The sequence below is a fragment of the Sphingobium cupriresistens LL01 genome, assembly GCF_001046645.1.
GTDB classification, from domain to species: Bacteria; Pseudomonadota; Alphaproteobacteria; order Sphingomonadales; family Sphingomonadaceae; genus Sphingobium; species Sphingobium cupriresistens.
In genome coordinates, this window is the sequence record NZ_KQ130436.1 from 149,050 (window position 1) to 167,976 (window position 18,927).

Consider the following 18,927-nt stretch of genomic DNA (forward strand, 5'->3'; position numbering starts at 1 on the left):
AAGGGCCAATAGAGCTTTGGGCCGCATCAGTTTATGTACGAACTAGTTAGTAATAAAAAGGGAGGATAGCATGACATCAGGTTTCCATAAGCAGCTTCGCCTCGGCGGATCGCTGGCCGCCATGGCGCTGTGCGCCTGCGTGTCGCCGCTCTGGGCGCAGGATCAGGCCGCACCGGCCGAGCAGGCGAGTGACGCCGCAGCCGAGCCGGCCACCGCCGACATCGTCGTCACCGGATCGCTGATCGCCCGCCCGAACAATGTCGCGGTCAGCCCGATCGTCACCGTCTCGGATGAACTGGTGCAGCAAAGCGGCCAGATCACGCTCGAAGATTCGCTCAACCAGCTCCCCGGCTTCACCCCATCGGGCAATGCCGGCACCGGCGGCCAGGGATCGGGCGGCCGCGCTACGCTCAACCTGCGCGCACTCGGTTCCAACCGTAACCTCATCCTGCTCGACGGCCGCCGCCTGCCGCTGTCGGACATCAACGGCAATGTCGACATCAACATCCTGCCGGAATCGATCATCGGGTCGGTGGACGTCATCACCGGCGGCGCGTCGGCCATCTATGGCTCTGACGCTATGTCCGGCGTCGTCAATTTCAAGACCGACAAATATTTTGACGGCATCCGCGGCGATATCCAGAACGGCAACAGCTTCCGCGGCGACTATGGCAAATTCAACGCCTCGCTCGCGCTGGGCACCAAATTCGCCGACGATCGTGGCCGCCTGATGCTGGCCTTGAGCTATGGCCAGCGCGATCCGCTCTCCGGTTCGCAGCGCAGCTTCTTCAACGACAAGGTGCCATCGTCCTTCATTGGCACCGGCACCTTCGTCCCCAATGCGCTGAACCTGCCGAATGCGGCCGTGCTCAACGGCCTGTTCGCCGGCTATGGCGCGGCCACGCCGATCAACCCGACGCTCAATCTCGGCTTCAACAATGACGGCTCGCTGTTCGTCCAGACCGGCGCTGTCAATTATAAGGGGCCGACGACCGGCGCCTATGCCGTGGTGGGCGGCAATGTCCGTATGCCGGTCGGCCCGCAGCTTCAGATCCTCAACGCCTTCGAACGCAAATCCGCCTTCGCCAAGGGGGAATTCGACCTCACCGAATCGCTGACCGCCTATGGCCAGTTCCTCTATGTCGACTCCACTGTCACCACCGAAAGCGGCGGCAGCCTGACGCAGTTCGCGCCCTTCACCACCATTCCGGTCACCAATCCCTTCATCCCGACCGACCTGTCCACCCTGCTGGCGTCGCGCCCCAATCCGGCCGCGCCCTTCCGCTGGAGTGCCCGCTATGTCGGCATCGGCGACAAGGGCTGGGACGAAAATTACCGGGTGCAGCAATATCTGGGCGGGCTGAAGGGCACGCTGGCCGGGTCGTGGAAGTTCGACGCTTTCGCCTCCTATGACGAGACTGTCCACAACCAGTCGATGTTCAACGCGGTGCTGAAATCACGGGTGCAGACGTTGCTCAACGCTGCCGATGGCGGCGCTTCGCTGTGCGCGGGCGGCTTCAACCCCTTCGGCATCACCAATGCGACCAGCCTGTCGCGCGAATGCCAGCAATATATGACCGCCACGATCAACAGCCGCGAACGGCTGACCCAGACCCAGGTCCAGGGTCAGGTCAACGGCCCGCTGTTCGACCTGCCGGCCGGCCCGGTCCAGTTGGCGCTGCTCGGCGGCTATCGCAAGAACACCTATAAATATGATCCCAGTTCCGATCTGGTGACCAACAATGTTGAGGGCGTCGTCGGCTCCAATCCGGCGCGCGGCGAAATCAGCGTCAAGGAATTTGCGGCGCAGATCGACATACCCTTGCTGTCCGAAACGCCCTTCTTCCACGAACTGGGCGTCGGCGCGGCCTTCCGCTATTCGGACTATAAGCCCAGCGGCAGCGTCAAAAGCTATGAATTCGACGCCCGCTGGCAGCCGGTTCAGTCGCTGCTGATCCGCGGCAGCTACCAACGTGCCGTCCGCGCGCCCAATATCGGCGAACTCTTCTCGCCCGTCACCGGCTCGCAACTCGCCATCGGCACCCCGCCGCTCGCGGTCGGCGATCCTTGCGACGTCCGTTCGGCGGCGCGCACCGGCGCCAATGGCGCGCAGGTCCGCGACCTCTGCCTGGCGCAGGGCATCCCCGCTGCGGCGATCGACGCCTATCAATTCGCCACCACCGCGACCGGCGGCAATATCCAGGGCAACAGCGCCCTGACCCCGGAAAAGGCGAACACCTTCAACGTCGGCTTCGTCTATAATCCCAAATTCTCGTCGCCCTGGCTGTCGGGCTTCTCCTTCTCGGTCGACTATTACAACATCAAGATCCGCAACGTCATCTCCACCATCAATGGTCTGACGGTTCTCGCCAAATGCTATAATCTCGATGGATCGAACAGCAGCTATTCGAACAGCAACGAATTCTGCCAACTGGTTCAGCGTGACCCGACCGGCCAGCTCGTCGCCATCGCCCAGCCCTATCTCAACCTGGGTGCGCTCGACACCGACGGCGTCGACATGCAGGTCAACTGGTCGCTGCGTCTGTCGGAAGCCGGCATCGGCGATGGATCGGGCAAGATCTACGCCTCATCCGCCATCGGCTGGCTGAACCATTATAAGGTCCAGACCCTGCCGGGTTCGGCGTCGCAGGATTTCGTCGGCACCAGCACGCCAGGCCGTCCGCTGCCCAAATGGAAGGCGCTGACGACGCTCGGCTACAGCTCCGACATGTTCGGCTTCGGCGTCCGCTGGCGCTATCAGGGCAAGCTGCGCGACATCAGCGCGATCACCTCGCCCGCGTCGGAACAGGTGGGGGTAAAGCCCTATAATCTGTTCGATATCTTCTCGACCGTCGACATCAACGATAATTTCCAGCTGCGCGGCGGCGTCACCAACCTGTTCGACAAGGCCATCCCCTTCGTCGCCAGTTCGCAGAACGGCACCGATGCGGGCACCTACGACATGGTCGGCCGGTCCTTCTACGTCGGCGCGAAGTTCAAATTCTGATCTCTCCCCCTGTCGTTCCCGCTTGCGCTCGTTTCGGCGCGGCGGGAACGGCTCCTTCTAATCGGATCGCCACTCTTGACCCAATCCCGCTCCGTTCCGCGCTATCTCACCGGCCTGATCGGCCGGGACATCCAGGCGTCGCTGACGCCGCGCCTGCACGAAAGCGAAGCGGATGCGCAGGGCATCCGCCTCATCTACCGCCTGTTCGATTTCGCGGCCGACGGCATGGACGGGTCGGACCTGCCGCGCCTGCTGGACGCGCTGCACCTCGCCGGCTTCGCGGGCGTCAACGTCACCCATCCCTATAAGCAGGCGGTCATCGCCCATCTCGACGAGCTATCGCCCCAGGCGGCGCAGATCGGTTCCGTCAACACCGTCGTCTTCCGCGATGGCCGCCGCATCGGCTACAACACCGACGTCACGGGCTTCGCGCAAAATCTCCGCTCCGGCCTGCCGCAGGGCGCCGCCATGACCCGCGTCGTCCAGATGGGCGCCGGTGGGGCAGGGGCGGCGACTGCCCATGCGCTGATGGACCTGGGCGTGGCGCAACTCACCCTGTTCGATTCCGACGCTACCCGCGCCACCGCGCTCTGCGATGCGCTCTGCGCCGTGCATGGCGCCGGCCGCGCGATAGTGGGCGACGATCTCGCCGCATCGGTCGCCCAGGCCGACGGCATCGTCAACGCCACGCCCATGGGCATGGCCGTGCATCCCGGCTCGGCGATCCCGCGCGCCCTGCTCGAACCCCGGCTGTGGGTCACCGACATCGTCTATTTCCCGCTGGAAACCCAGTTGCTGCGCGAAGCCCGCGCGGCGGGCTGCACCACCCTCGACGGCAGCGGCATGACCATCTTCCAGGCGGTCGGCGCCTTCCATCATTTCACCGGGCGCACCGCCGATCCTGTTCGCATGGGCGCCAATTTCCGCGCCGCGCTACAGGGCTGACCGACAGGGAGGAACGCACGTCATGAGCCTGCAATTCGGCATCGCCACCGTCTCCCTCAGCGGCACGCTGGAGGAAAAGCTGCGCGCCGCATCCGCCGCGGGCTTTGACGGCGTCGAAATCTTCGAAAACGATCTGATCGCCTCGCCGCTGCGCCCGCGCGACGTCCGCGCGATGCTCGATGATCTTGGCCTGACCTGTATGCTCTACCAGCCCTTCCGCGATTTCGAAGGGATGCCCGGCGCCATGCGCCAGCGCGCCTTCGACCGCGCAAAGGCCAAATTCGACCTGATGGGCGAATTGGGCACACGCCACATCCTCCTTTGCTCCAATTGCTCGCCCCACGCGCTGGGCGAACGCAACCGCATCGTCGCCGACTTCCAGCAACTGGGCGATCTCGCCGCCAGTCACGACATCATCGTGGGCTATGAAGCACTCGCCTGGGGCCGCCATGTCTTCGACCATCGCGACGCCTGGGCGATCGTGGAGGCGGTCGATCACCCCCATGTCGGCATCATCCTCGACAGTTTCCATTCCTTGTCGCGCGGCATCCCCAGCGACAGCATCCGCGCCATCCCCGGCGACAAAATCGCCTTCGTCCAACTCGCCGACGCGCCTAAACTGGACATGGACCTGCTCTATTGGAGCCGCCATTTCCGCAACTTCCCCGGCCAAGGGGGCTTGCCGGTCGAAGCCTATGTCGCCGAAATATTGGCGACCGGCTATACTGGTCCCTTGTCGCTCGAAATCTTCAACGACCGTTTCCGCGGCTGGTCCGCAGACCTGATCGCCGCCGACGGCCTGCGATCGCTATGCCATGTCGAAGATGCCGCGCTGCGCCTGCTTGATCGCCCCACCGCTGCGCCGCCGCCGCCACCCCATGTCCGCCCCGAATTTGTCGAGTTCGCCGTCAGCGACGCGGACGTCCCGGCGCTCGAAGCGATGTTCGGCTCGCTAGGCTTCATCCGCACCGGCATCCACCCGGCCAAGGCGGTCAGCCGCTGGCAGGCCGGTTCGGTCAACCTCGTCATCAATGCCGAACCTCATGGCTTCGGCCATGATTTCCGCCTGGCCCATGGTCCCTCCATTTGCGCCGTCGGCCTCGTCGTGCCGGATCGCGACGCCGTCGCCGCGCGCGCCGCGCATCTGGGCATCCGCACGGTGGACGATAGCGACGCGCCGGGCAATCTCGCCTTCCCGGCGCTGCGCGGCATCGGCGGCAGCCTCGTCTATCTGATCGGGGAAGGGGAGGCCGCCGCCATGTGGGACGGCGAATTTACGCCCACCGGCGCGCCCTATGACGCATCCCCGCTCGCCATCGATCATCTCGCCGCGGTAGTGCGGATCGAGCAATATCTGTCCTGGCAACTCTACTGGCGCTCGCTCTTCGGCTTGCAACAAAGTTTCCAGGCCGATGTCATCGACCCGTCCGGGCTGGTATTGAGCCAGCCGCTCCAGTCGCCGGACGGCGCGCTGCGTGTGACGCTCAATGCCTCCGAGGCGCTCGGCACCTTGTCGTCGCGCTTCGTCGAACATAATTTGGGCGGCGGCTATCAGCATATTGCCCTGTCCACGCCGGATCTGGTGGCGACCGCCGGCGACATGGCGGGCAAAGACGCCGACATCCTGCCGATACCGCCCAATTATCATGAGGACATCGCCGCCCGTTTTGGTCTCGACGACCAGCGCATTGCGGCCCTGGCGCAAGCGAACATTCTTTACGATGCCGACGGCGTTGGCGAATATTTGCAACTCTACAGTCGCGCCTTCCGCAAGCGCTTCTTCTTCGAATTTGTCGAGCGCGACCATTATCAGGGCTATGGCGCACCCAACGCCAGCATCCGACTCGCCTCGCAGGAACGCTATAAAAACGCCGCTAACGACCCGGAATGATTGCGCGAATTAGAAGATGATGACTTTAACGCGAAGCGTTCGTCCTGAGTAGCCATTGAGCGAAGCCGGAGTCGGAGGCGACCGAAGGGCAAATGGCGTATCGAAGGATGCGCATGGGCGCGATGCTTCGATACGAGCCTTCGGCAAGCTCAGTCTCTACTCAGCACGAACGGATGGTGCGCAACCTAAAGTTATCACGCTCTAGCCGCACCCTGATCGCAACGCGCCGCCGGTCAGGACGGCGCGTGGCGCATTTTTCAGGACGCTGCGTCGGCGGTCTCGGCCTTGCCCGCCTTGATGCCCAGCTTCTTGCGCGGGCTTTTCGCCTTCACCGGCGTCGCCGCCGCGGGCGTTTCGACCGCAGGAGTCGGTGCCGCCGCCGTCGCCGCCTTGGGCTTGCGACCGGGCTTCTTGGCCGCGGGCTTCGGCGCTGCCTCTGCCTTCACCGCCTCTACGGCCGGAACGTCGGCGGGCTTCGCCGCCGCCACGACGCTCGGCTGCTTGCGGCTCGCCTTGGGCTTGGGCGCTGCTGCCTCGACCTTCGGCGCTGGCGCAACCGGCGGCGCTTCCGCAGCGGCCGCTGCTGCGGCCCGCGCCTGCGTGCCACGCTGGCCCAGCCCCAGCTTCTGCGCGACGGCGCGGCGCTGTTCGGAATAGGCCTGCGCCACCATCGGATAGGTCGCGGGCAAGCCATAGCGTTCGCGATACTCAGCCGGGGTCAGGCCATGCGTGGCCAGATGCCGCTTCAGCGTCTTGTACGGACGCCCGTCGATCAGGCTCAAAATATGCTCGCGCGAAGCAATGCTTTTGCGCACGCTCACCGCCGGCACATGCTCGACCGTCTCCACTGGTTCAGGCGCAGTCTCCGCGATCAACGCGGCCCGCGTCGACTGGATCAGCGCCGCCAGATCCTCGCTGGCGACTATATTATTGGCGACATAAGCGCTCAACAACTGGACGGTCAGGCTCGTATAATCGGGCTGTTCGGTGTCGGCCATGGAAACATCCTATCCAGATAAGGTCGGGTCGCAGGCTTGACGGTCGGCTGGCCCGATGGACCTTGTGCCCTCGTCCGGCGCTTTTGTCAAAAATGCAGGGGCTGGCATAGTGTATCGGGCATCAAGTCACGGATGAAGACTGATCCACATCATCCTTGGCACAGTCCCCAACCCGACTTTGTCGATCCGATCAGACTTGGTTGCCGACATAATCGATCATCAGGCCGCGCTCGGCGATCCACCCAGCGCCTTGACCAATGCGATACTCGCCCGCATCCGCTCGATCTCTGCGCTCAGCAACGCGCTCTGCGCATCCAGCGCGTCGGTCTGGGCGGTGACCACCTCCAGATAGTCGGATGCGCCATCGCGATAGCGGGTGAAGGCCAGGTCGCTGGTGCGCTGCGCCGCCTGCGCCGCATCGCGCTGGTCGACCAGTTGCACCGACAGATGGCGCAGCGCGGCGATGCCGTCCTCTACTTGCCGGAACGCGCCCAGCACCGTGTCGCGATACAGCGCCGCCTGCTCTTCATATTCCGCGCGCGACAATCTGACCTGCGCCCGCCGCTTGCCGCCGTCGAACAATGTCAGCGCCGCGGCCAGCGGTCCTAGGCCCCACACGCTGTTGGACGCATTCAGCAACGACCCGTGCGTGGCCTGCCAACCACCGCTCAGCCCCAGCGTGACCGAAGGGAAGAACGCCGCCCGCGCCACACCGATCCGGGCATTATTGGCGAACATCCGCCGCTCGGCCGCCGCGACATCGGGCCGCCGCTGCAACAGGGTGGACGGCGCGCCGGTCGGAATGGCGGGCGCGCTCAGCGTCTGCACCCGCGTAGGAATCGAAAAGTCGGAAGCGACCGCCCCGGTCAGCGCCGCCAGTTCATGCTCGGTCGCGGCGCGATCATTCGCCACCGCCGAAATCCGCGCCTTGGCGTTGCTCAACGTCGTGCGCGCGCGATTGACGTCGATGCCCGACGCGATCCCGCCCTCATGCCGCGTATCGGTCAATTGATAGGCGCGCTCGAAAGCCGCCACCGATCGGTGGAGCAGGTCCGCCTGCGCATCCAGACCGCGCAGCCGCGCATAGGCGTCCGCCACCGCCGCCTGCAAACTCAGCCGCGCCGCCGCCAGGTCGGCCTCGCTCGCCTGCGCGTCCGCGCGCGCGGCCTTCACGCTGTTGCGGATGCGGCCCCACAGGTCCAGCTCATAGTCGATCGCCGCGCCGACCGAAAAATCATTATAAGTCCGCGCATCGCCATTGCCCTGGAATCGGTTGCCCGACACGCGCTGGCGCGCGGCATCGCCGCCCACGCTGATGGTCGGGATCAGGTCCGACCCCTCGACCCGCGCCACCGCGCGCGCCTGGTCGTACCGCGCCAGCGCCGCCGCCAGCGTCGGGCTGGCCGCCTCCGCCCGCACCTCCAGGTCGTTCAGCACCGGGTCGCCGAACGCTTCCCACCACGCCCCGCGCGGAGCCGTGTCCATCGGCGTGGCCTGGGTCCACCCCGCCATCTCCTTATAGGCTTGCGGCGCGGCGATCTGCGGCGGCTGATAGGCCGGCGCCATCGAACAGCCGCCCAGCAGCGCCAGCCCCACACTGGCCCCCGCGCGCCATATGGCCCTAACTGGCATGGGCCGCACCCTTGCCGCCGCTCTGCACGCTCACCTTGTCGCCCGACTGGATCGAATCCGGCGGGGAATCGATCACCCGCTCGCCGGGCCTGATCCCGCTCGCCACCAGCACCGTCGCGCCTTCGTCGCGGGCGATGCTGATCGGCCGCACGGTCACGCGGCTGTCGCGGCCGACCACGGCGACGGTCGGACCGTCATTGCCGTAGAGGATAGCACTACCTGGCAAACTCAATCCATTGCCGCTCCCTTGCCCGACATCGAAGCGGACCTGGGCGAACGCGCCCGGCTTCAACGCCCGGTCGGGATTGGCCGCCTGCAATTCGACCAGCACCGCGCCCGACTGCGCATCGACTGCGCCGGCGCTGCGCGTCATCGTCGCGGTAAAGCTGCGGCCGGGAAATTCGGGCAGGGTCAGCGCGGCCGGCATCCCGACCTTCACCTGCGACGAATAGCCCTGCGGCACGCGCACATAGATGCGCATCCGGTGGATGTCGGACACGGTGAACAAAGGCTGCGACGCGGCATTGCCCGCCACCACCAGCGCGCCGATCTGCGCCGACCGGCTCGTCACCACCCCGTCGAAGGGCGCGGCGAGGCGGGTGAAGCCCTGCAGCGCGCGCAGCCGCTTCACATTGGCCAGCGCCGCATTGGTCACCGCCGATCGCGCGGCCAGATCGCCATTTTTCTCGTCCGATTCCTGCTTCGACACCGCATCCTTGGCCAGCATCACGGCCCAGCGCTTGGCGGTCGTGTCGGCCAGGCGCTGCTGCGCCAGCGCCGTCTGGTAATCGGCCTGCGCGGCGGCGAGTTGCTGATCGATCTCCGGCGCATCGAGCACCGCGAGCGACTGGCCCGCCCGCACATTGTCGCCGATATCGGCCAGCCAGCGGCTGACATAACCGTTGGTCCGCGCATAGATGGCGGCGCTGTTATAGGCCTGGACATTGCCCGGCAGCACCAGCGCCCCGCCCTTGGCGTCGCTTTGCGGCGACACGATCGCGACCGACGGGATCGCCGCCTTTTGCGCCGTATCGCGCAAATCATTGGTCGCGCCAATCCGGGTCGTCGCGCCGATCGCCACGACCGCCAGGGCGATCACGCCCGCGCCGATCCCTACGCGCTTCAGCGTCCGGCTGTCGGGACCGCTGGCGGTCAAATCTTGGGGGGGCTGGCTATCCTGCATGGCTGGGCTGCATTTCCATCTGGGGGTCGGTGGCCTTGTGGCGGCGGTGGACGAAGGCGAAGATGACGGGGACGAAGAACAAGGTGGCGATGGTGGCGCAGACCAGCCCGCCGATCACGGCGCGGCCCAGCGGCGCATTCTGCTCGCCGCCTTCGCCCAGGCCCAGCGCCATCGGCCCCATGCCGATGATCATGGCCAGCGCGGTCATCAACACCGGGCGGAATCGCACCAGCCCCGCCTCCATCGCCGCCTTGGTCGCGTCGCCCAGTTCGGCCAGCTTCTCCCGCGCGAAACTCACGACCAGGATCGAATTGGCGGTGGCGACACCCATGCACATGATCGCGCCGGTCAGCGCCGGGACCGACAGGGTGGTGCCGGTCACGAATAGCATCCACACGATTCCGGCCAATGCGGCGGGCAGGGCGGTGATGATGACGAAGGGATCGACCCAGCTCTGGAAATTGACGACGATCAGCAGGTAGATCAGCACGATCGCCCCCGCCAGGCCCCAACCCAGCCCCGAAAAGGCGGTGTTCATCGTCGCATATTGGCCGCGCATGGTGACGGTCGCGCCCTTGGGCACTTCGTTCTCCAGCGACTTGATCGCGGCGTTGATGTCGCCCGCCACCGCGCCCAGGTCGCGACCCTGCACCGTCGCATAAATGTCCAGCACCGGCGCGATATTATAGTGCGACACCACCGGCACGGTGCTCGACCGCGCGATCGTGGCGAGGCCACCCAGAGGCTGCACCGCGCCATTGCTCCCCGCGGCGGCCGACACGGGCACATTGGACAGGTCGCTGATCGATCCCACCAGATATTCGGGCGTCTGCGCGACGACGGGATAGGACACCCCGCTTTTGGGATCGACGAAGAAGACGGGCGCGGTCTGCGCCGTGCCTGCCAGCGAACTGGCCAGGCTGGTCGTCACGTCCCGCTCGGTCAGCCCATATTGGCTCGCGCGCGACCGGTCCACATCGACGTTCAACTGCGGCGACCGGCCCGGCTGCTGGATGCGCGCATCGGCCAGGCCGGGGATGGTCGCGATCTTGGCCAACAGCTTCCGCGCATAGGCGCGGTTGGCCGCCGCATTCTTGCCCGCGATCTGGATATCGATCGGCGCAGGCGCGCCGAAATTCAGGATCTGGCTGGTGATGTCGGCGGGCAGGAAGGAAAAGCTGGTGCCGGGGAAACGGCGCGGCAATTGCTCGCGCAGCAGGCCGACGATCGCGTCGGTCGGGCGATGGCCGTGCTTGAGCGCGATCATCATGTCGCCATCCTGCGGGCCGATCGTGCCGCTATTATTATAGACGGTGTTGATGGAGCTGACCGGCAGGCCGATATTGTCGGTGATGGCGTCCAGTTCGCGCGCGGGCACCATCTCCTTCACCGCGGCGGCGATCCGCTCGAACCGCGCGGCCGTATCCTCGATCCGGCTGCCCACCGGCACGCGGACATGCATGGCGATCTGGCCCGAATCCACCGCCGGGAAGAAGTTGCTGCCCAGCATGGGCAGCAACCCGAAGGAGAGGAGGACGATGCCCATAAAGCCCAGCAGGAAGGGCCTGCGCGCATTCAGCGCCCGGCGCAGCAAACCCATATAGCTATGGCGGATCGCCTCGAACCGCCTCTCGAACGCGCGCTGGAACCGCACGAAGATGTTCCGCGATGTCGCATCGCCCGCCATATGGGCGTCGCCATGGTCGACATGGGGTTTGAGCAGATACATCGCCATTGTCGGCACCAATGTCCGCGACAGGATGAAGGACGCGATCATCGCGAACACCACCGCCAGCGCCATCGGCACGAACAGGAAACCCGCGACGCCGGGCAGGAAGAACATCGGCACGAACACGATACAGATGCACAGCAGGGATACGAAAGCCGGCGTCACGATCTGCGCCGCGCCGTCCAATATGGACTCCACGACCCCCTTGCCCTGTTCCAGATGCCAGTTGATATTCTCGATCGTCACCGTGGCGTCGTCCACCAATATGCCGACCGCCAGCGCCAGCCCGCCCAGCGTCATGACGTTCAGCGTCTGGCCGAACATCGCCAGCGCCGCGACCGCCGCCAGGATGGCGAGCGGAATAGACAAAGCGATAATGACCGTCGATCGCCACGATCCCAGGAACAGCAGGATCATCAGCGACGTCAGCGCCGCGGCCAGCGCGCCTTCATGGATCACGCCCTCGACCGCCGCCTTGACGAAGATCGACTGGTCGCCGATCATCAATATCTTCAGGCTTTCGGGCAGCGTCGCGCTGATCTTGGGCAGCGCTTCCTTCACCCCGTCTACGATCGCCAGCGTGGACGTCGCGCCATTCTTCAGCGCGGTCAGCAGCACCGACCGCCGCCCTTCGACATGCACCACATTGGTTTGCGGCCCGTTGCCGTCGCGGACATAGGCGATGTCGCGCATATAGATGGTCGCGCCGTTCACCACCTTGACCGGCAGGTCGTTCAGCGCCTCGATCGTGCCGGGCGCATTGTTCAGCCGCACGCTATATTGGGTCGCGCCGATCTTGACGAAACCAGCCGGGTTGATCTGGTTCTGCGCGGCGATCGCGGCGCCGACATCCTGCGCGGTCAACCCCTTGGACTGCAGCGCCACGGGATTGAGGTCGATCTGGATCTGCCGCTGCTTGCCGCCCGACGGATAGGGCATGGCCAGGCCGGGAATGGTGACCAGGGGCGGACGGATCTGGTTCTGGCCCAGGTCGAACAATTGCTGTTCGGACAATCCCTTGCCCGACAGCGCCAGTTGCAGGATCGGCACGGTCGACGCGCTATAGTTCAGGATCAGCGGCGGCGTGATCCCCGGCGGCATCTGGCGCAACACCGTCTGCGACACCGACGTCACCTGCGCTGTGGCGGTGCGAATGTCGGCGCCGGGCTGGAAATAGATTTTTACGATGCCGATGCCCTGCATCGACTGGCTCTCGATATGCTCGATATCGTTGACGGTCGTGGTCAACACCCGCTCATAAGGGCCGATGATCCGGTTGCTCATATCTTCGGGCGGCAAGCCGGAATATTGCCAGGCCACCGCGATCACCGGAATGCGGATATTGGGGAAGATGTCGACCGGGGTGCGGATCGCCGCCGTGATCCCGACGATCGCGATCAATATCGCCATGACAATGAAGGTCAGCGGTCGATGCAGCGCAACCTTGACGATACCGATCAAACCAGAACTCCCGCCTTCATCGCGCCGACGCCTGTCGCCGGATGCTTGATGCCGCGCCTCTCCGCCCGAAATCGCCTGCAAGGCACAACGGGAACCGGCGGCCAAACCGCCATGCCGTCCCTGTCCTGTTCTGCGGAGCGGCCGGATTTAGTTTCGAAACGCTACCCTTGGTCCGGCCTATGCGCAGTTGTTTCTTTCCTGTCCAATATCTAAACAGGCTTGATTGATATCTACAAAGACTTGATCCAATGGACCTGAGACATTTACGCTATTTTCTCTGCGTCGCCGAAGAGATGCATTTTGGCCGCGCCGCCCAGCGCTTGCGCATGTCGCAACCGCCGCTCAGCCAGCAAATCCGCGCGCTGGAGCAGAAACTGGGCGTCCGCCTGTTCGACCGCACCAGCCGCCGCGTCGCCCTGACCGAAGCGGGCCAACTTTTCATGCCCGAAGCGCGCAAGACGCTGGTGCAGGCGGATCATGCCGCGCAGGTCGCCCGGCGCGCCCAAAGCGGCCATCTGGGCCGGCTCGCTCTGGGCTTCACCGCCTCGGCGCCCTTCGTGCCGCAGATCGCCGATGCGCTCTATGATTTCCGGCGGCGTTTCCCGCAGGTCGATCTGCGCGTGCAGGAACAGGGGCGGGACCATCAGGTCGCGCTGATCGAACGCGGGGATCTCGACATCGGCATTATCCGCGGCGTCGCGCCGCCCTCCCTGCCGGCCGGCCTCAGCGCCACCTGCTTGCTGGAGGAGGATATGCTGCTCGCGCTGCGGCAGGATCATGCGCTGGCCCGGCGCGACGCCGATCCGTCCATCGCCGACCTCGCCGGCGTCCCCTTCGTTCTCTACGCCAACACCAGCAGCGCCGATTTCAACGATCATTTCTTCGCGCTGTGCGACCAGGCGGGGTTCAAGCCCAGCATCGCCCTGGAAGTCGGCAGTTTCGCCACCCTGCTCGGACTGATCGCCGCCGGTTTCGGCGCGACCATCTTATCCCGCTCGCTTTCGCGCCTGCATGTCGACAAGGTGATCCTGCGCCCGCTCTTCCCCCCTGTCCGCACGCGCCTGTGGATGATCCATCGCGACGACCCGCCACCCACCGCCCGCGCCTTTCACGACGCCATCCTTCGCGCAGCAAATGGACAAAATGGGGACAATGATGACATCATGCAAGCTATTGAAAATAAAGAAAAATAGGAGATTTCCTGATCGACGCGCTTTGAGCGTTCGAAAATATATCACTTATATTCAATAACTTAGACCGAAAATCCGATGTGAAATCGCGCTACAGCTGTCGCACTCGCTGTCGCATCAGCGCCAACTGGCATCCGCCAAAGCATCCATCGCCAGCGCCACCGCGCCCAGCGGCCCGGCCTGATCGCCCAGCGCCGGCGGTCGCACGATCGCGCCGATCGTGTCCTCCGTGACGAAGGGCAAATAACCCGCCAATTGCGCCACCACCTTGGCCCGCACCCGGTCCAGCAAGTCGGCCCGACCCACGCCCACGCCCCCGCCGATCAGCACCTGCCGCGCCGCCATGGTCAATAATATCGTGCCGACCATCTGCGCCATATCATGGGCGACATTGTCCCAGCGCGGATCGTCGGCGGCGATCAGATCGCCTGGCACGCCGAACCGCTCCGCCAGCGCCGGCCCGGACACCAGCCCCTCAATACAGTCGCCATGAAAGGGGCAGACGCCCGCAAAAGCATCGCCCGGCGCCCGGCGGGTCAAGATATGTCCCAGTTCCGGGTGCATCGCGCCATGCAACGGCTCGCCATGCAACGCGAAACCCGCGCCCAGCCCGGTGCCGATGGTGATATAGCACAGACAATCGGATGGCCCCCCGCCTTCCGCTTCCTCGCCTTCCGCTCCAGCCCCCCAGCGCATTTCGGCCAGCGCCGCGCCGTTCACGTCGGTATCGATCGTCGCGGGGCAGGGCAGCACCCCCGCCAGCGCCCCATAAATATCCGCGCCCGTCCAGCCCGGTTTGGGCGTCGGCAGCATATGCCCGAAATCCGCCGCCGCCCGGTCCAGCCGCAGCGGCCCGAACGACGCGATGCCCAGCGCCTCGAAAGGCGCCGCCTCATGCCAACGCCGCAGCAACGCCGCGCCGGCGCCCAGCGTCTCGGCGGGCGTCGTGGTGGGGATCATCACCCGCTCGACAATCTCCCGCCCCCGCGCCCGCAGCACGAACATCTTGGTCCCGCCCAGTTCGACACCGGCCAGATCGGGCGCGGCGCTCATGCGGTGACGCTTTGGAGGGTGGGAAAGGAAAACATGATGCGCCACGCCCCGAAAAGAAAAATCCCGCCCCTCATAGGCAAGCGCGTCTGGTCCTTCCAGTTCCCGCTCGAAGATGACTCATCAAACTGCCGATCGGCAAAGCCCTTCACCCCCGTTCCCCGAACGCCGCCGCCAGCGCGCGCAGCAGCCCATGGTCCGCCACGCCCTCGTCCGCCAGGACGAAGCCCAGTGTCCGCCGATGGTCGAACCCGGCCAGCGGCACATGCGCCACATCGGCGCTGCGATAGGAGTCGGGCATCACCGTCACCCCCATGCCCGCGCCCACCATCTGCAACGCCCGCTCGTCATTGGTCGTGCGCAGCGAAAAATGCGGCCGCACCCCGCGCTCCAGAAAATGGCGGCTGGTCTGCGACAGCAATTCGCAATGCCGCCGCACGATCATCGTCTCGTCGCGCAGATCTTCGGCATCGACCTGCGCCCGGCCGGCCAGGGGATGGTCGGTCGCCATGACCATCGCATAGCCTTCCTCTCCCACCACCTGCTGCGCCAGCGCCTGCGCGCCCGGTCGCAGGATGGTGAGTGCCGCGTCCAGTCGATCGCGCGCCAGCATTGCCGACAATTCGCGCTCGCTGGCGAAGGCGATCTCCACCGGCCCGCCGCCGCCCGCCCGATAGGCGCGCGCCGCCCGCGCCACCAGGGCGCCAGATATGCTGCTCAGCACGCCGACCCGCACCGGCCGCGCCTGCGCGGTATCGGCCATCGCCCCCAGCGCGACATTGAACTCCCGTTCGATCCGCCGGGCATGGGTCAGGAAGCGGGTGCCGGACTCGGTCAATTGCACCCGCTGGTTCGTCCGGCTGAACAGTTGTCGCTGCAGCGCGTTCTCCAGCTTGGCGATCCCGGCCGACAGCGTGGGCTGCGACACGTTGCAATGGATCGCCGCGCGGGAGAAATTGCCCTGGTCCACCACCGCCAGGAAATAGCGGAGAAGATAGCGTTCGATCATAGCTTCCATCTATACACTGATATGCAACTGTCAATTTTCCAGCCGCACCGGCCCGCGCTATGATCGAACCAACAGGAGAGAGACGCCGATGACCGATTTCGATTTTGCGCTGGGCGACAATGCCGACATGATCCGCGACAGCGCCGCCCGCTTCTCGGCCGACCGCATCGCCCCGCTCGCCGCCGAAATCGACGCGAAGGACTGGTTTCCGCGCGAATTATGGCCGGCTATGGGCGAACTCGGCCTGCACGGCATCACCGTGTCGGAAGAAGATGGCGGCCTGGGCCTGGGTTATCTGGAGCATGTCGTCGCGCAGGAAGAGGTCGCCCGCGCCTCCGCCTCCATAGGTCTCAGCTATGGTGCCCACTCCAATCTCTGCGTCAACCAGATCCGCCGCTGGGGCAATGCCGAACAAAAGGCGAAATATCTCCCCAAGCTCATCTCCGGCGATCATGTCGGCTCGCTCGCCATGTCGGAGGCGGGCGCCGGCTCCGACGTCGTCTCGATGAAGCTGAAGGCGGAAAAGAAGGGCGACCGCTACATCCTCAACGGCACGAAGTTCTGGATCACCAACGCGCCTTACGCCGACACGCTCGTCGTCTACGCCAAGACTGGTGAAGGCTCGAAGGGCATCACCACCTTCCTGATCGAAAAGGACATGAAGGGCTTCTCCATCGGCCAGAAGATCGACAAGATGGGGATGCGCGGCTCCCCCACCGCCGAACTGGTGTTCGACGATTGCGAGGTGCCGGAGGAGAATATCATGGGGCCGCTCAACGGCGGCGTCGGCATATTGATGTCGGGCCTCGACTATGAACGCACCGTGCTGGCGGGCATCCAGCTCGGCATCATGCAGGCCTGCCTCGACACCGTCCTGCCCTATGTCCGCGAACGCCAGCAGTTTGGGCGTCCCATTGGCGCCTTCCAGTTGATGCAGGCCAAGGTCGCCGACATGTATGTCGCGCTCAACTCGGCCCGCGCCTATGTCTATGCCGTCGCCCGCGCCTGCGATTCCGGCAAGACGACCCGCTTCGACGCCGCCGGCGCGATCCTGCTGGCGTCCGAAAATGCGATGAAGGTGGCGCTGGAAGCCGTGCAGGCGCTGGGCGGCGCGGGCTATACCAAGGACTGGCCGGTCGAACGCTATATGCGCGACGCCAAGCTGCTGGACATTGGCGCGGGCACCAACGAAATCCGCCGGATGCTCATCGGTCGCGAGTTGATCGGCGCATGACCGCCCCCGTCCTCGACACGAGGCTCGCCGCCGATAGCGAGGCCTTCCGCGCCAACGCCGCGCACAACCGCGCGCTCGCCGAAGAGCTACGCGCCAAGGTCGCCGCCGTCGCCCAGGGCGGCTCCGCCACCGCCCGCGACAAACATGTCGCGCGCGGTAAACTCCTCCCCCGCGATCGCGTCGAACGTCTGCTCGATCCCGGCTCGCCCTTCCTCGAAATCGGCCAGCTCGCCGCCAATGGTCTTTATGGCGACGAAGTCCCCGGCGCGGGCCTCATCGCCGGCATCGGCCGGGTGTCGGGCCGTCAGGTGATGATCGGCTGCAACGACGCCACGGTGAAGGGCGGCACCTACTACCCCCTCACCGTCAAGAAGCATCTGCGCGCGCAGGAAATCGCGCTCGAAAACAACCTCCCCTGCATCTATCTGGTCGACAGCGGCGGCGCGAACCTGCCCAACCAGGCGGAGGTCTTCCCCGATCGCGATCATTTCGGCCGCATCTTTTACAATCAGGCGAACCTGTCCGCGCGCGGCATCCCGCAAATCGCCTGCGTCATGGGCAGTTGCACCGCGGGCGGCGCCTATGTCCCCGCCATGTCCGACGAAACCGTCATCGTCCGCAACCAGGGCACCATCTTCCTCGCCGGCCCGCCGCTGGTGCAGGCCGCGACGGGCGAAGTCATCAGCGCCGAAGATCTGGGCGGCGGCGACCTGCACGGCCGCAAGTCGGGCGTGGTCGATCATGTCGCGCAAAGCGACGATCATGCGCTGACCATCGTCCGCGACATCGTCTCGACGCTCCAGCCCGATCGCCAGCCCGACCTCAACCTGCGCGACCCCCGCCCGCCGAAATATGACGCCGCCGACCTTTACGGCATCATCCCCAACGACGTCCGCGCGCCTTATGACGTGCGCGAAATCATCGCGCGCCTCGTCGACGGTAGCGAGTTCCACGAGTTCAAGGCGCTCTACGGCACGACGCTCGTCTGCGGCTTCGCCCATATCTGGGGGATGCCGGTCGCGATCCTGGCGAATAACGGCGTCCTCTTCAGCGAAAGCGCCCTGAAAGGCGCGCATTTCATCGAACTCGCCTGCCAGCGCCGTATTCCCTTGCTGTTCCTTCAGAATATCTCCGGCTTCATGGTCGGCGGCAAATATGAGGCGGAGGGCATCGCCAAGAACGGCGCGAAACTCGTCACCGCCGTCGCCGCCGCGCAGGTGCCCAAGATCACCGTCCTGATCGGCGGCAGTTTCGGCGCAGGCAATTACGGCATGTGCGGCCGCGCCTATGGCCCGCGCTTCCTCTTCACCTGGCCCAATGCGCGGATTTCCGTGATGGGCGGCGAACAGGCCGCCAGCGTCCTCGCCACCGTCCACCGCGACGCGGGTCAATGGAACGCAGAGCAGGCAGAAGCCTTCAAAGCCCCGATCCGCCAGCGTTTCGAGGATGAAGGCAACCCCTATTACGCTACCGCCCGCCTGTGGGACGACGGCGTCATCGACCCCGCCCAGACCCGCGACGTCCTCGGCCTCGCCTTCGCCGCCACGCTGAACGCGCCAGTCCCCGACCGCGCGCAGTTCGGCATTTTCAGGATGTAA

At 65.4% G+C, this 18,927-nt stretch carries 12 protein-coding genes; 6 read left to right on the forward strand and 6 right to left on the reverse strand.

The genetic code is table 11. The features are described 5' to 3' along the window. Positions 1 to 70 precede the first annotated feature (70 nt). The 3 genes from V473_RS17345 to V473_RS17355 all read left to right on the forward strand — a co-directional run bounded on the left by V473_RS17345 (position 71) and on the right by V473_RS17355 (position 5,843). The gene (locus V473_RS17345) at positions 71 to 3,007 is read left to right on the forward strand and encodes a TonB-dependent receptor domain-containing protein (RefSeq protein WP_066607936.1); all 2,937 of its coding nucleotides are present in this window, start codon (positions 71 to 73) and stop codon (positions 3,005 to 3,007) included. Positions 3,008 to 3,082: 75 nt separating this feature from the next. Beyond that, positions 3,083 to 3,952: a shikimate dehydrogenase gene (locus V473_RS17350; protein WP_066607939.1), complete on the forward strand. Its 870-nt coding sequence runs from the start codon at positions 3,083 to 3,085 to the stop codon at positions 3,950 to 3,952. Between the two features lie 22 nt (positions 3,953 to 3,974). Continuing rightward, positions 3,975 to 5,843 (forward strand): bifunctional sugar phosphate isomerase/epimerase/4-hydroxyphenylpyruvate dioxygenase family protein, encoded by a 1,869-nt coding sequence (locus tag V473_RS17355; protein ID WP_066607940.1) that lies wholly within the window; start codon positions 3,975 to 3,977, stop codon positions 5,841 to 5,843. Between the two features lie 257 nt (positions 5,844 to 6,100). On the opposite strand, the gene V473_RS17360 is transcribed toward V473_RS17355, so the two are convergent. The 4 genes from V473_RS17360 to V473_RS17375 form a co-directional block, all read right to left on the reverse strand. Then, positions 6,101 to 6,841, reverse strand: a complete 741-nt coding sequence (locus tag V473_RS17360) for a Ros/MucR family transcriptional regulator (protein ID WP_066607942.1) — start codon at positions 6,839 to 6,841, stop codon at positions 6,101 to 6,103. 219 nt (positions 6,842 to 7,060) lie between these two features. After that, positions 7,061 to 8,473, reverse strand: coding sequence for an efflux transporter outer membrane subunit (locus tag V473_RS17365; RefSeq protein WP_066607943.1), 1,413 nt, complete (start codon positions 8,471 to 8,473; stop codon positions 7,061 to 7,063). Then, positions 8,463 to 9,656: an efflux RND transporter periplasmic adaptor subunit gene (locus tag V473_RS17370; protein ID WP_066607945.1), complete on the reverse strand. Its 1,194-nt coding sequence runs from the start codon at positions 9,654 to 9,656 to the stop codon at positions 8,463 to 8,465. Before V473_RS17370 ends, V473_RS17365 begins: the two co-directional genes overlap by 11 nt. After that, entirely contained in the window at positions 9,646 to 12,846 is a 3,201-nt protein-coding gene (locus tag V473_RS17375) for an efflux RND transporter permease subunit (protein WP_066607947.1), read from the reverse strand. The genes V473_RS17370 and V473_RS17375 overlap by 11 nt, the downstream gene beginning before the upstream one ends. Before the next feature lie 248 nt (positions 12,847 to 13,094). Between V473_RS17375 and V473_RS17380 the strand changes: the two genes are divergently transcribed. Further along, entirely contained in the window at positions 13,095 to 14,039 is a 945-nt protein-coding gene (locus tag V473_RS17380; protein ID WP_066607948.1) for a LysR substrate-binding domain-containing protein, read from the forward strand. Positions 14,040 to 14,153: 114 nt separating this feature from the next. On the opposite strand, the gene V473_RS17385 is transcribed toward V473_RS17380, so the two are convergent. Together V473_RS17385 and V473_RS17390 are read right to left on the reverse strand one after the other, a co-directional pair. Further along, positions 14,154 to 15,089: an ROK family protein gene (locus V473_RS17385; RefSeq protein WP_066607949.1), complete on the reverse strand. Its 936-nt coding sequence runs from the start codon at positions 15,087 to 15,089 to the stop codon at positions 14,154 to 14,156. A gap of 145 nt (positions 15,090 to 15,234) precedes the next feature. After that, positions 15,235 to 16,095: a LysR family transcriptional regulator gene (locus V473_RS17390; protein WP_066608726.1), complete on the reverse strand. Its 861-nt coding sequence runs from the start codon at positions 16,093 to 16,095 to the stop codon at positions 15,235 to 15,237. An 88-nt stretch (positions 16,096 to 16,183) separates the two neighbouring features. On the opposite strand from V473_RS17390, the gene V473_RS17395 reads away from it, so the two are divergent. Both V473_RS17395 and V473_RS17400 read left to right on the forward strand, forming a co-directional pair. Then, positions 16,184 to 17,329, forward strand: a complete 1,146-nt coding sequence (locus V473_RS17395) for an isovaleryl-CoA dehydrogenase (RefSeq protein ID WP_066607952.1) — start codon at positions 16,184 to 16,186, stop codon at positions 17,327 to 17,329. Next, on the forward strand, positions 17,326 to 18,927 hold the full coding sequence (locus tag V473_RS17400; protein WP_066607955.1) for a carboxyl transferase domain-containing protein: 1,602 nt from the start codon (positions 17,326 to 17,328) through the stop codon (positions 18,925 to 18,927). The genes V473_RS17395 and V473_RS17400 overlap by 4 nt, the downstream gene beginning before the upstream one ends.